The 13,898-nt window shown below is 73.3% G+C and carries 9 protein-coding genes; 3 read left to right on the plus strand and 6 right to left on the minus strand.

Annotated elements, in window-relative coordinates; genetic code table 11:
• Positions 1-855 precede the first annotated feature (855 nt).
• Positions 856-1,209 carry a hypothetical protein gene (locus ABZ321_RS34310; RefSeq protein ID WP_354899098.1) on the plus strand — a complete coding sequence of 118 codons (354 nt, stop codon included), beginning with the start codon at positions 856-858 and terminating at the stop codon, positions 1,207-1,209.
• A gap of 253 nt (positions 1,210-1,462) precedes the next feature.
• Here the strand turns inward: ABZ321_RS34310 and ABZ321_RS34315 are convergent, their stop codons facing one another.
• From ABZ321_RS34315 to deoC, 5 genes are all read right to left on the minus strand, one after another.
• A complete protein-coding gene (locus tag ABZ321_RS34315) occupies positions 1,463-5,062 on the minus strand; it encodes a hypothetical protein (RefSeq protein WP_354899101.1) in 3,600 nt (1,199 codons plus the stop codon).
• A 235-nt stretch (positions 5,063-5,297) separates the two neighbouring features.
• On the minus strand, positions 5,298-6,476 hold the full coding sequence (locus ABZ321_RS34320) for a DNA primase (RefSeq protein WP_354899104.1): 1,179 nt from the start codon (positions 6,474-6,476) through the stop codon (positions 5,298-5,300).
• Between the two features lie 91 nt (positions 6,477-6,567).
• Positions 6,568-7,443, minus strand: a complete 876-nt coding sequence (locus tag ABZ321_RS34325; protein ID WP_354899107.1) for an aldehyde dehydrogenase family protein — start codon at positions 7,441-7,443, stop codon at positions 6,568-6,570.
• Positions 7,433-8,863, minus strand: coding sequence for an aldehyde dehydrogenase family protein (locus ABZ321_RS34330; RefSeq protein WP_344503831.1), 1,431 nt, complete (start codon positions 8,861-8,863; stop codon positions 7,433-7,435). The genes ABZ321_RS34325 and ABZ321_RS34330 overlap by 11 nt, the downstream gene beginning before the upstream one ends.
• Positions 8,864-8,866: 3 nt before the next feature.
• Positions 8,867-9,802, minus strand: coding sequence for a deoxyribose-phosphate aldolase (deoC, locus tag ABZ321_RS34335; protein WP_354899110.1), 936 nt, complete (start codon positions 9,800-9,802; stop codon positions 8,867-8,869).
• Between the two features lie 24 nt (positions 9,803-9,826).
• Here deoC and upp point away from each other — a divergent pair, with 24 nt between their 5' ends.
• Together upp and ABZ321_RS34345 are read left to right on the plus strand one after the other, a co-directional pair.
• A complete protein-coding gene (upp, locus tag ABZ321_RS34340) occupies positions 9,827-10,459 on the plus strand; it encodes a uracil phosphoribosyltransferase (protein ID WP_344503829.1) in 633 nt (210 codons plus the stop codon).
• A 90-nt stretch (positions 10,460-10,549) separates the two neighbouring features.
• Positions 10,550-11,710: a glycosyl hydrolase gene (locus ABZ321_RS34345; protein WP_344503828.1), complete on the plus strand. Its 1,161-nt coding sequence runs from the start codon at positions 10,550-10,552 to the stop codon at positions 11,708-11,710.
• Here the strand turns inward: ABZ321_RS34345 and ABZ321_RS34350 are convergent.
• Positions 11,705-13,303, minus strand: coding sequence for a phospho-sugar mutase (locus ABZ321_RS34350; RefSeq protein ID WP_354899115.1), 1,599 nt, complete (start codon positions 13,301-13,303; stop codon positions 11,705-11,707). The genes ABZ321_RS34345 and ABZ321_RS34350 overlap by 6 nt on opposite strands.
• Positions 13,304-13,898: the final 595 nt, after the last annotated feature.

The raw sequence follows: 13,898 nt of genomic DNA on the forward strand, positions 1-13,898 counted from the left end.
CGGTGCCCTGGCGGGCGGATAGCTCGGCGTGGTGGACGGGTTGCGCGGTGGCCTGGACGCGGCGGGTGGGGATCGTCCGGCGGTTCGGTGCCCTGGCGGGCGGACAGCTCGGCGTGGTGGACGGGTTGCGCGGTGGCCTGGACGTGGTGGGCGGGTTGCGTGGCGGTCTGCCGGTGGGAATGCGTTGGCCTGGGTTCTCTGACGGGTGGGTGCCCGGCGGTCTGGCGAGCGGTCTGGTGAGCGGGCCGCTCGGCGGGTGGACAGGTCGGCGGTCTGGTGGGCGAGTTGTGCGTGGCCTGGGTCGTGCGGGCGGGTCAGGCGGCGGTCTGTCGGTGGGCATGCGGTCGCCTGGGTGCTGGCGGTCGGGACGCGCGGCGGCGCGGCGGCCCGGCGATGTGGGCAGCTTGACGGTTTGGTGGGCGGTCTGGTGAGCGGGTCGTGTGGTGGCCTGGGCGTGGCGGGAAGGTCGCGCGGCGGCTCGGCGGGTGGGCAGCTCGGCGGTCTGGTGGGCGAGTTTGTGTGGTGCCTCTCGGCGGCCTGTGCGCGGGCGGCGCCATGACATCGGTCCGCATCGCGGTCTGGACGGGGCGTGCCGGCTCGGCCGATGGCTGCGGTTCTTCCTGCGGCCCCGATTGCTGCGTCTCATGCGCGGCGGTGTCCATCCCTCGGGCATCGGAGGGTGGATCGGGGCGTGGTGGCGGTCAGGTCCGTCCTTCGATGACGGCGGGGGTGCGCTTCGAGGTGTCTAGCGCCCTGGCAGGGCTCGATGGGGCCTCCGGTGGGGGCGAGGTGGAGTCGTGAACGGGGCGGCTGGCGCAGACAGGGCCGGCGGTGGGCGTGTTGGGCGGTGTGTTGGTGGCGGTGGAGGAGTTGCGGCGGGTCGGGTGGAGCTCGCTGCCGGTGGCGGCGATCCGGACCGCCGTCGGTGGTATCGCCGTGCCGTGGGCGGGGCCGGCCGGCGCGCCGGCGGGGACGTATTACGTGGAGTGGACGGTCGACGCTCCGCTCACCTGGCTCGGCGACCTCAGGCCGGCCGAAGTGCCGGCCGAAGTGCCGGCGGCGGCCGGGATTGGCGATGGGACTGCGTCATCCTGCGAGGGCTCCCTCCTTAGGACGGTTGACGGCGAAGCAGTGCTGGAGCTGGCGGGCATCCTCGTTGAGCTCGACGGCGCCCGCGCGCAGGTTGCCCTCTACCCCTACGAGCTGTGACCGCCCGCGAGACGGTCCTGGCGTGTCCTGAGACGCCCGTGCGCCCCGCAAGTCACACCGAGGACCTCCTCGGCGGGAATCGAAGGCTCACAGTCCATCTGAGACCCCCCAATTCTCCCGGCATGCCGCGGACCGACGCCAGCGGCGCCCGGTGAAGTCGACGCTCGATCACCGGGGCGTCACGTACAGCGACGACGTTGGGCAAAGCAAAGGGCCGCCCGAAAGACGGGCGGCCCTGATTGCCGGTGGAGGGTCAGCGGCGGGCTGAGCGGTACTCGAACTCGCGCTCCTGGTATTCGCGGCTGGCCTCGCGTTCGCGGCTGAAGTCCCAGCCGCCTGCCGCCTCGCGGCCCGGGCGGCCGCCGACGGAGAAGCCGCCGACCTCCTGGCCCCGGCGCCACCCGCGGAAGTAGCCGGTGGTGTGCGCCGCGATCTGCGCAGCGTCGCGGACGATGCGGAGCGGGCGCTCGGGGGAGTTGACGGGGGCGCCGGGCACCAGGTTCTGCTGCGGCACGCGCCGCGGCAGGCCGGTGGACGTCTCGTCGCCGAGCTTCGGCTGGCTGGCCTGCTCGGCGGCGCGCCAGGCGGAGTCGTTCTGGTTCTCCCAGCTGACCGCGGGGCGCTCGGCGGCGGCCTCCGACTCGCTGTCGGCGTCCCAGTCGGTGAACCACGCGGAGCGTGCCGCGGCGAATATCAACAGGTCACCGTCCGCCTCGTCGGACTTCGAGGTCGAGGCCGGAGCCGGACCCGAAGCCAGCGCGGATGCCTCGGCGGCCGCGGCGCGACGGCTGCGGCCGGCACCGGTGCCGCTGCTGCGGGCCGTGGCCCGTTCGGCGGCGGGCCGGTCCTCGACGAGGCGCAGCGCGGGCGGCTCGAAGCGGAACTCCCCGCTGTACTCCCCGCTGAGCTCGTCGGAGTAGCCGGTGAGCGCCGGGTCCGGCACGGGGGCCGGCTCGACCAGGCGCAGCCCGGCCGGCTCGGCCGGCAGGTCGCCGGTCTGCCACGGGGGCGGGACGCGACCCTCGCGCTGGCGGGGCAGCTCGACGGGGCGTTCGGCCCGGGAGCGCTCGCTGCGGGGGATCTCGGTGCGGGCCCGCTCGGACCTCGGGATCTCCGTCCGCGCCCGCTCCGAGCGGGGGATCTCCGTGCGGGAGGCGCGAGGCGTGGCGGCGGCGGCCTCCTCGGCCCGCGCCGACCTGCGGCCTTCCGTCCTTCCGGCGGTCGTTTCGTCGTCGGTACGACTGGCGCGCCGCCCACGCGTCTGCTCCGCCGCGGCCTCGGCCTCGACGTCCGCGGAGGCCGACAGGTCGGAGCGGTTGAGCGGGTCCCGGTCGGAGCGGTTGCGGTCGGCCCTGTTGCGCTCGGACCGGCTCAGCTCCGAGCGGTTCAGCAGCTCGGAGTGCTCAGACCGCTCGGCGCGCGAGCCGCGCGAGGAGCGGCGGCCGAAGTCCTCCTCGGCCTCCAGCTCGGCCGGCGGCTTCGGGATGTCGCTCAGCCGCGGCAGGCTGCTCAGATCGGAGGAGAAGGACGACGCGGGCGGCGTGCTCTCCGTCGCGAACGCCGAGGTCGTCATGTTCAGCGGGTCACCGTCGAACGCGTCGCTGGTGACCGGGCCGCCCAGCGGCCAGCCGCTCCGCGAGCCGGGCGCGGGCGTGCCGGGGTCCATCGTCGGCGGCTCGCCGAGCGCGCTGAGGTCGCTGAGCCGGATCGAGCCGCTGTCGCTCTCCTGAGCGGCCGCCGCCGGCGGCGCGGAGGAGGGGCGGGTGAAGTCGAAGCCGGTGTCGGCCAGCAGCGGGGCGATGCCCGGCGGCGGCGTCGGCATGAGCGACGCGAACGTGGGCTGCTCGCTCGCGGCCGGCGGCGGGATCACCGGGGCCGGGGCGACCGGCGGCGGCGCGACCGGGGCGGGCGCGACGGGCAGGGGCGCGACCGGCACTGGCTGCGGCGGCGCCGGCTGCAGCGGGACCGGGATCGACTGCATCGACGCCGGGACCGGCTGCTGCTGGTACGTCGGCGGGATCGGCGGCGCGGGCGCGTAGGTCGGCGTCGGCGGCTGGTAGGCGGCCGGCTGGTACGGCGGCGTCGGCGCCCCGGTGCCCGGGCTCTCGAACGCGCCCGGGAAGGTCGGCGTGTAGCCGGGCGGCGCGGCCGGCGGCTGGTAACCGGGCGGCGTCGACGTGACCCCGTACGCGGGCGGCGTCGAGGTGACCCCGTACGCGGGCGGCGTCGACGTGACCCCGGTCGACGGCGGCGCCGACGGGACCCCGTAGGCGGGCGGCGTCGAGGGCACGCCGTACGCGGGAGGAGTGGACGGCACACCGTACGCGGGCGGCGTCGACGTGACCCCCTGCGGCGCCGCGACGCTGAAGCCGGGCGGCGTGGAGGTGACGGGCTGCCCGTAGGCCGGCGGGGCCGACGCGACCTGCTGCCCGAAGCCGGGCGGGGTCGACGTGACGGCGGGCGGCGCGGAGGGGACCTGCTGCCCGAAGCCGGGCGGCGTCGAGGTCACCGATGGCGGGGCCGACGGCACCGGCTGCCCGAACGACGCGGCCGCGGGCTGATACCCGGGGGCCGACGGCGGGGCGGAGGGCACGGACGCGGCCGGCGGCGCGGAGACGGCCGGCGGCTGGGCCTGCGCGGGTGCGGTCTGGGCGCGGCGGCGGCCGCCGGTCGCCTGTGCGGCGTTGGTGCGGCCGGTCGTCGCGGGCTGGGCGCCGAACGCGGCCGGCGCGGCCTTGGCGGCGATCGACTCGGCGGCGCGGGCGGCCTCGGCGGCCCGTGCGGCGACCCGGGTGCGGGTCGGCGCGGCGTCCTGCCCGACGGCGGCGACGGCGCCGTGCGAGCCGGCGGCGGGGGGCCCGGAGAGCGGCCCGGCGGGCGCGGCCGGCGTGCTGCGCAGCGGCACGACCGGGGTCAGCGGCGAGCCGGTGCGCTGGCGGCCGGGCAGGCGCGACGGGCTCATCTTGTCGGCGAGGACACCGACGAGCGAGGCGGCCGCGGCGTCGCAGGCGCGGACGGCGGCGACGGACTGGCGGATGGTCTCGGCGACCGCGGCGGTGAGCGCCCGGTTGACGCCGGTGCGGCGGGGGGTCTCGGCGATCGCGACCCGCAGCGCGGTGATGGCCTCGCCGAGCGTGTCGGCGTCGGCGACCCCGCTCGCGGCGAGATCGTTGGCGACCTGGGCGTCGCGGTTACGGCCGGCGGCGCCGCCGCCGAGGATGCCGGGCTCCGGCAGCGCGTCGAGGATCGCCAGCGGGATGGCCTCGGCGGGGTCCGGGTAGGCCCGCAGCGCGGCCGGGTACAGCTCGCGGAGCACCTCGCGCAGCGTCGCCGCGGCGCTCTGGCGGCCGGCCACGACCGCGGCGTGCGCGGCGAGGACCGGCTTGAGCGGCAGCATGTCGCGCGGCGGGGACTGCCCGACGGCGGAGAGCACGCCGGCCTGCAGCGCGCGGGCGAGGCCCACGGCGCGGCGCTCGGCGGCGTTGGACTGGATCTCCTCAGGCGACTCGTCGTCGGCGAAGCGCTCGGCGTAGTCGTCGGCCGAGTCGTCGTCGGTGAAGGCGAGGTTGCGCCCGGCGGCGGTGAGCAGCTGGGTGACGACGTGATCGTCGCTCTCGGCCGCGACCGCGACGGCGGACTGGCCGCCGGAGCGTTGCGCGAGCAGCGCGCTGAGCTCGGCGTAGCCGCCGGCGTCGTCGCTCACCTCGCAGATGTCGATGAGCCGGCCGGCGTCGTCGACGACCGCGACGGTCAACCAGATTTCGGAGCTTGACTGCGGCTCGGCGAGATCAGCCGACGCCAGACCGCAGTACACCCGAACGAGCGCCACCGCGTCGTCCTCCTCTCGGGACATCAGTTGAGCTTTCACCACGTCGGCGGGGACGTGTCCCGACGCCCCGCCGTGTGTTACCGCAGGTCAAACTGAACGACCTCTACTAAACAGGTTGCGGGCGGGTGACGCGATCAGCCGTTTCGGTTGAATGCCGTTCTCGGCTGATCGTCGCGCACCGCCGCCACCCGTCCGGTCAAAGGCCGGGTCTCGCCCGCCGCGCCAAGATGCTCACGGCTTAGATCCTGTCGGTCACAAATCAATCACGCCAGTCCGTGGCGGCAGAAATCTTGCCAATAATCGTCCGCCAGCCGAGCGCTGCCTGTTGTGCCCCGATTTTCTTGAGCCGCCGCTTGGCGAAGAAGCCGCTGACGCCGCCGCCGGCCGCCGCACGCAGGGCTTCGTCGAGGTCGTCGAGCGGGGAGCCCGGGGAGAGGGCGGTGCGGACGGGCTCGAGCCGGAGCGAATACGCGAGGTCACGGGCGACCTCGCCGGCCGCGATCAGCAGGTCGCCGTCCCACGCGTCCTGGCCGCCGCGGAGGTTCTCCACGACGAGGTCCAGCTCGTAGCGGTCCTCGTCCTTCGGCACCACCGACGAGGCGGTGATCCGGGTCTGCAGGCTGTCCCAGGTGTCGAGCTGGCGCAGGTCGTGCTCCGCGTCGGACTTCACGAACTCGACGAGCCCCTCGACGCTGCGGAAGAGCAGCAGCTTGCCGCGGTGGCCGAGGAACGCGGGAACCTCCTCGGGCTCCTCCTCGTCCTCGTCGTCCTCTTCCTCGGAAGCCTCGTCGGCGATGACGTCGGCCTCGTCGGTCTCGTCGTCCTCGTCCTCATCTTCGTCCGAATCGTCGGACTTGTCCTTTGCGAGGACGTCGTCCTCGTCGTCGGAGTCCGAGTCGTCCTTGGCCTTCTTCTTGGCGAGCGAGGCGGCCGGCGCGGGCTCCTCCTCGAACAGCTCCGCGTTCTCGTCGAGGATGATGACCTCGTCCTCGTCGACGTCCGCCTCGCGGCGGTGGAGGATCGCGAAGTCGTCCTCCTCCTCGTCCAGCTCGGTCGGCGTCAGCTCGGTCGACAGCCGGTAGGCCCGCAGCGTGTAGCCCACGCCCTTCGGCAGCGCGATCTCGACGGGCTGGACGTTGACGTCCTCCCACATCGCGTCGGCCTGCGCGGAGCGCTCCTTGCCGCCCTCCTCCTCGTCGAAGTCGGCGTCGGAGTCGTCGGAGTCGTCGTCGGACAGCGCCTCGACCTCGTCGTCCTCGGTGGCCTCAATGGCTTCGACCGCGTCGACGTCGTCGACGTCGTCGATGACGTCGGCCGTCTCGGTCGTGTCCGAGACCTCAGGCTCGGTGACGGCGGGCGCCGGCGTGCTTTTCTTCGCTGCCGCTGGGCGCGACGACGCCGGACGTGATGAGGACGGACGGGAAGACTGGCGGGCCACTGTGACCTCCGTAGTCGGCTCGGCGTGCGGGCACACTGCTCACTGAGATGGCCTCGCGCACAAACACCCTAGTGTGCCCGGTTGGCGACGGTCAGACCCCCTTGGGGTGCCAGACCGTCTTGATCTCCAGGAGAGCCACCATGCGGGACACCCCCGGATCGGCCGTCCAGTCCGGGTCCGCAGGTCGGATCACCCGTTTCAGGTTTTCCGCCGCCGCGACTTCCAATTCCTTCGCGAGGGTGGCGTCCGTCACACCCGTGAGATCGACGGCGTTCACGTCCATGTGGGCCGCCAGCCACGGCGCGATCTCGGCGACCTTCCCGGTGAGCACGTTGACGACCCCGCCGGGCAGGTCCGAGGTGGCGAGGACCTCGGTGAGCGTGACCGCCGGCAGCGGCCGGTCGGTCGAGGCGATCACCACGACGGTGTTGCCGGTCACGATCGCCGGCGCGATCACGCTGACCAGGCCCAGCAGCGACGACGCGGCGGGCGCGACGACGGCGACGACGCCGGTCGGCTCCGGCGCGGACAGGTTGAAGTACGGCCCGGCGACCGGGTTGGCGCCGCCGTGGACCTGTGCGAGCTTGTCCGACCAGCCCGCGTACCAGACCCAGCGGTCGATCGCGGCGTCCACCTGCGCGGCGGCCTCCTTGCGTGACCCGCCCTCGGCCGCCTTCACCTCGCTCACGAACTGGTCGTGGCGGCCTTCGAGCATCTCGGCGACCCGGTACAGGATCTGGCCGCGGTTGTAGGCGGTCGCGCCGGACCACTTGCCGGCCGCCGCGCGGGCGGCCTTGACCGCGTCGCGGGCGTCCTTGCGGGAGCCGAGCGCGGCGTTGGCGAGGAAGTCGCCGGAGGCGGAGTGCACCTGGTAGGACCTCCCGGACTCGCTGCGGGGGAACGCGCCGCCGATGTAGAGCTTGTACGTCTTACGGACGGCGAGACGCGCCGGTGACTCAGTGCTCAAGGTAGGCCTCCAGCCCGTGACGGCCGCCCTCGCGGCCGTAGCCGGACTCCTTGTAGCCGCCGAAGGGTGACGTCGGGTCGAACTTGTTGAACGTGTTGGCCCACACCACGCCGGCCCGGAGCCGGTCCGCGACGTGCAGGATGCGCGACCCCTTCTCGGTCCACACCCCGGCGGACAGCCCGTATGGCGTGTTGTTGGCCTTCTCGACGGCCTCGTCCGGGGTACGGAACGTCAGCACCGACAGGACGGGACCGAAGATCTCCTCGCGGGCGATCCGGTGCGCCTGCGTGACGCCGGTGAAGATCGTCGGGGCGAACCAGAAGCCGCGGTCGGGCAGCTCACAGGGCGCGGACCATCGGGCAGCGCCCTCGTCCTCGCCGATCTGCGACAGCTGCCGGATGCGGGCCAGCTGCGCGGAGGAGTTGATCGCGCCGACGTCGGTGTTCTTGTCCAGCGGGTCGCCGACCCGCAGCTGGGCCATCCGCCGCTTCAGCGCGTCGAGGAACCCGTCGGCGATCGACTCCTGCAGCAGCAGCCGGGAGCCGGCGCAGCAGACGTGCCCCTGGTTGAAGAAGATGCCGTTGACGACGCCCTCGACCGCCTGGTCGACGGCCGCGTCGTCGAAGACGATGTTGGCGGCCTTGCCGCCGAGCTCCAGGGTGAGCCGCTTGCGGGTGCCGGCGACGGCCCGGGCGATGGCCCGGCCGACCTCGGTCGAGCCGGTGAAGGCCACCTTGTCGACGCCGTCGTGCTCGACGAGCAGCCGGCCGGTGTCGCCGGCGCCGGTGACGATGTTGACCACGCCCGGCGGCAGGTCCGCCTGCTGGCAGATCTCGGCGAAGAGCAGCGCCGTCAGCGGCGTCGTCTCGGCCGGCTTCAGCACGACCGTGTTGCCCGCGGCGAGCGCCGGCGCGATCTTCCACGCCAACATCAACAACGGAAAGTTCCACGGGATGACCTGAGCGGCGACGCCCAGCGGCCGCGGGTCGGGGCCGAACCCGGCGTAGGGCAGCTTGTCGGCCCAGCCGGCGTAGTAGAAGAAGTGGGCCGCGACGAGGGGGACGTCGACGTCGCGGGACTCCCGGATCGGCTTGCCGTTGTCGATCGACTCGAGCACGGCCAGCTCCCGGGCCCGCTCCTGGATGATCCGGGCTATGCGGAACAGGTACTTGGCGCGCTCCCGCCCGGGCATCGGGCCCCAGACGGTGTCGAAGGCGTGGCGCGCGGCTCGTACCGCAGCATCGACATCCTCCGAGGAGGCGGTGGCGATGTCGGCCAGGGCCTCCTCGGTGGCCGGGTTGATCGACTTGAACGACTCGCCCCGCCCGTCGACGAAGGCGCCGTTGATGAACAGGCCGTAGGAGGACCGGATGTCGACGACCGAGCGTGACTCCGGCGCGGGTGCGTACTGAAAGTCCATCGCCTAGTCCAGGGTGAAGTAGTCGGGGCCCGCGTAGTGGCCGGTGGTGAGCTTGGTGCGCTGCATGAGCAGGTCGTTGAGCAGCGTGGAGGCGCCGAAGCGGAACAGGTCGGGGTCCAGCCAGTCGGGGCCGGCGGTCTCGTTGACCATGACCAGGTACTTGATCGCGTCCTTGGCGGTGCGGATGCCGCCGGCGGGCTTCACGCCGATGGTCCGGCCGGTCGCGGCCCGGAAGTCGCGGACGGCCTCCAGCATGACCAGCGTCACCGGCATCGTCGCGGCCGGCTGGATCTTGCCGGTCGAGGTCTTGATGAAGTCGGCGCCGGCCAGCATCGCCAGCCAGGAGGCGCGCCGCACGTTGTCGAGCGTCGCCAGCTCACCGGTCTCCAGGATGACCTTGAGGTGCGCGTCGCCGCACGCCTCCTTGATCGCCACGATCTCGTCGTGGACCTCCGCGTAACGCCCGGCGAGGAACGCGCCCCGCTTGATCACCATGTCGATCTCGTCGGCGCCGTCGGCGACCGCGGCGCGGGTGTCGGCGAGCTTGACCTCCAGCGGCGCCTGCCCCGACGGGAACGCGGTCGCGACGCTCGCCAGGTGCACCCCGCTGCCGCGCAGCGCCTCGGCGGCGACGGCGATCATCGACGGGTACACGCAGATCGCGGCGGCGCTGGGGCACGTCGGGTCGGCCGGGTCGGGCCGGACCGCCTTCGCGCACAGCGCCCGGACCTTGCCGGGGGTGTCGGAGCCTTCGAGGGTGGTCAGGTCCACCATGCGGATCGCCAGGTCCAGCGCCTGCGCCTTCGCCGTCGTCTTGATCGACCGGGTGCCCAACATGGCGGCGCGTTGCTCCGCGCCGACCTGGTCGACACCGGGCAAACCGTGCAGGAAGGTCCGCAGGGCGCCTTCTGAGCGCGCGACCTCGGCGGTGAGGGTCATGGCCTGAGTCTAAGCTCAGTCCCTGTGGACGTACTCGTGGTGGATCACCCCCTGGCCAAGTCGCGACTGACCGCGATGCGTGACGAACGGACCGACAACGGCCAGTTCCGTGCCGCGTTGCACGAGCTCACCACGATGCTGGTCTATGAGGCCGCCAGGTCGTTCGCCACCGAGCAGTTCCCGGTGCAGACCCCGGTCGCGGTGGCCGAGGGCACCCGCCTGGCCAACCCGCCGCTGCTGGTGCCGGTCCTGCGGGCCGGCCTCGGCATGGCCGACTCGGCCCTCGCCCTGCTGCCCGAGTCGTCGATGGGGTTCGTCGGGCTGGCCCGCGACGAGGAGACCTTCGAGCCGCGCGCCTACATGGAGTCGCTGCCCGGTGACCTCAAGGGGATCCCGGTGCTCGTCCTCGACCCGATGCTCGCCACCGGCGGCTCCCTGGAGCACTGCGTGCGGCTGCTCGTCGACCGGGGTGCGACCGACATCACCGTCCTGTGCGTCCTCGCCGCGCCCGCCGGCATCGAGCGGCTCGCCGACTCGGGGCTGCCGATCCGGCTCGTCACCGCCGCGATCGACGAGAAGCTCAACGAGCGGATGTACATCGTCCCGGGCCTCGGCGACGCGGGCGACCGGCAGTTCGGCGGCATGCCCCGTTTCTGAGGCGCGCCTTAAGTCTCGTCGCCGGATCGGGGGATTCCCGCTGGTCAGGCATTGCCCCAGGAGCTGAGCGTCGGCCTACGGTGACCGGCGATGAAGCACCGACGCTCGTTCCTGCGCACCCATCCAGTCCTCGCCGTCGCCGTCACGGTCGGGGTCCTCGTCGGCTCCGGCGCGCTCGCCGCCACGGCCGCCAGGCGACCCGAGCCGCGGGCGGCATCAGTACAGACGCCGCAAAACGCCGACAAGGCCGGCCTCGGCGCGGTGCCGTCCTCGCCGGGCACGCCGGCGCCTTCGAGCAAGCCGCCCGCGTCGAAGGCCGCCGAAGCCAACCGCTGCGCGCTCAGCGCCAAGCTGGTGCCCGGCTGCGGCCTGCTGTGGGGCGTCGCGCCCGGCGCCTTCACCGACCTGTCGTCGTCGAAGGCCCTCGCCAACTTCGAGCGCACCACCGGCCGCCCCGCCGACATCCTGCACTCCTACCACCGCGGCGACGAGGTCTGGCCGACCGCCGACGAGATCGCCGTGGTGCAGCAGTCACGCAAACGGATCCTCTTCGCCAACTGGAAGGTCGCCTGGGGCACCACCTGGGCCGACGTCGCCGCCGGCGGGCAGGACGCCCGCATCGACCGCGCCGCCGCCAGGCTGAAGGCGTTTCCGGGCAAGCTGTTCGTCGCCCTGCACCACGAGCCGGAGAACGACGTGCGCGCCGGCGGCGGCATGACCGCCCGCGACTACGCCGCCATGTTCCGGCACACCGTCCAGCGCCTGCGCGCCGCCGGCGTCACCAACGTCGTCTTCGTCATGGTCTACATGGCGTACGAGCCGTGGTGCGTGCAGCCGTGGTTCGGCGACCTGTACCCGGGGGACGACGTCGTCGACTGGGTCGGCATGGACCCGTACCTCTTCGCCAAGCCCGGCGGCTACGGCCACGGCGACTTCGCCTACCTGGTCGACCGCACCTCCGATCCGGCGAGGTGGCCCGGCTTCTACACCTGGGTCACCCGCACCCACGGCAACAAGCCGCTCATGATCGCCGAGTGGGGTGTGTACGAACACGCCGCCGACCCCGCGCAGAAGGCCTGGATCTACTCGACGGTCCGCCAGCAGCTCGGACGGTTCCCCGCGATCAAGGCCCTCGTCTACTTCGACTCGCCGAACGCCCCCAAGGGCGACACGCGGCCGGACAGCTCCCAGGCGGCCCTGCAGGAGTTCCAGAAGCTGGCCTCGTCGACGGTCTTCTCGGTGACGCTATAGACCCAGCGCGGCGGCGGTCTCGGTCCGCAGGGCGGCCAGCGACGCCCGGGCCGTCTCGCGGGCGGCCCTGATGTCGCCGCCCGTCACCGGGACGACCACCTCCAGGTACGCCTTCAGCTTCGGCTCCGTCCCCGACGGCCGCACCACCACCCGCGTCGTGCCGGCCCGCACGATCAGCACGTCGGCGTCCGGCAGCAGGTCCTCGACCGCGTGGACCGGCTCGTCGAGCAGCGCCGCCGGCGGCTTCAGCCGGATCGTGGCCATCGCCGCCGCGATGTCGGCGAGGTCGTCGACGCGGACGCTCAGCTGGTCCGTCGCGTGGACACCGTGCCGCAGCGCCAGCTCGTCGAGGCGGTCGCCGAGGTGCTTGAACTCGGACTTCAGCCCCGCGGCCAGCTCGCACACCAGCAGCGCGGCGGTGATCCCGTCCTTGTCGCGGACGTGGGTGGGCGCCACGCAGTACCCCAGCGCCTCCTCATACCCGTAGACCAGGTCGTCGCCGGCCCTGACGATCCACTTGAAGCCGGTGAGCGTCTCGCCGTAGGGGAGTCCGTGCGCCTCGCACATGCGCGACAGCAGGCTGGAGCTGACGATCGTGGTCGCGTACCGGCCCTTGACGCCCCGGCGGATCAGGTGGTCGGCGAGCAGCACCCCCACCTCGTCGCCCCGCAGCAGCCGCCAGCCGTTTCCGTCCCTGTACGCCACGGCGCACCGGTCCGCGTCCGGGTCGTTCGCGATCGCGATGTCCGCGTCCACGTCGTCGGCGAGCGCCAGCAGCAGGTCGGTCGCGCCCGGCTCCTCCGGGTTGGGGAACGCCACGGTCGGGAAGTCGGGATCGGGCTCGGCCTGCTCCCGGACGATCGCGGGCGTCTGGTGGCCGGCCTCGACGACCGCCCTGACGAAGACGTCCTTCCCGACGCCGTGCATCGGCGTGTACGCCACGACGAGGTCCCTGGGCACCTCAGGGTCGACGGTCCGCAGCGCCCCGTCCACGTACGCGTCGACGACGTCCTCACCCAGCGTCTCGCCCGGGTCGCCCAGCGGCACGTCCAGCAGCGGCCCGACGCCCCGGATCGCCCGCTCGATCTCCTTGTCCGCGGGCGGCACGATCTGCGACCCGTCGCCCAGGTACACCTTGTAGCCGTTGTCCTGCGGCGGGTTGTGGCTCGCGGTCACCATGACCCCGGCCGCCGCCTGCAGGTGCCGCACCGCGAACGCGAGCACCGGCGTCGGCAGCGGCCCCGGCAGCACCAGCGCCCGCCGCCCGGCGCCCGTCGCCACCCTGGCGGTCTCCTCGGCGAACGCCTTCGAGCCGTGGCGGGCGTCGTACCCGACGACGAGCGGCCCCTCAGCCCCCGTTTCCGCCAGCCAGCGCACCAGCCCCGCCGCCGCCCCGCGGACCACGGCGAGGTTCATGCCGTTGGGCCCCGCCCGCAACGGCCCCCGCAGCCCCGCCGTCCCGAACGTCAACGGCCCCGCGAACCGCTCCCGCAGCTCGCGCTCGTCGTCGAGCACCGCCCGCAGCTCCTCCCGCCCCTCAGGATCGGGGTCGTCGGCCAGCCAGGCCTCCGCTTCGGCGCGCAGATCACTCATCCGTCGTTCTTAGCACGCTGTGGCTTCCGCCCCACCGCTGTCGCGGCGGGTCCCGGCGGGGATTCTCACCCGACCGCTGTGCTTCCGCCCCACCGCTTCGCGGCGGGTCCCGGCGGGGATTCTCACCCGCACCCCAACGCGCCGCTCCGCGACGCACTGCCCGCGCCGAGACGCGTGGCAGACCAAGCGGCGCGTCCGCGCCGCATCCGGTGGTCGCCCTCCGCCCTCATCGGCACCGCATCCGTCCCCACCGTGATCCAAGGACAGTCCCGGCCGTGCGCACAGCCAGATCCGTCCTTCGATCATCCGTAGCGGGACGCCAGCCACGTGGGCGTGGTGGCCAGGTCCGGCTGAGCGAGACGACCAGGGCACTCCGCCGCGGTCCAGCGGCGCGGTGCCCGTCGCCGTAGTGATCCAAGGACAGATCTGGTCGTGTAGGCAGCCGGGTCCGTCCTTCGATCACAGCACCGAGGCTGCGCCGTTCATGGGATGGGCGTGTTTATCCCGTTTCGGCTGTTGTGTTCAGTTGGCCGTGATCGAGGTCCGCCTTGGGCCTGCCAGGTTTGCCGGCGCCGCCGTCGTGATCCAGGGACGG

The organism is Dactylosporangium sp. NPDC006015 (assembly GCF_040614215.1).
In the GTDB taxonomy this organism is placed as follows: domain Bacteria; phylum Actinomycetota; class Actinomycetes; order Mycobacteriales; family Micromonosporaceae; genus Dactylosporangium; species Dactylosporangium maewongense.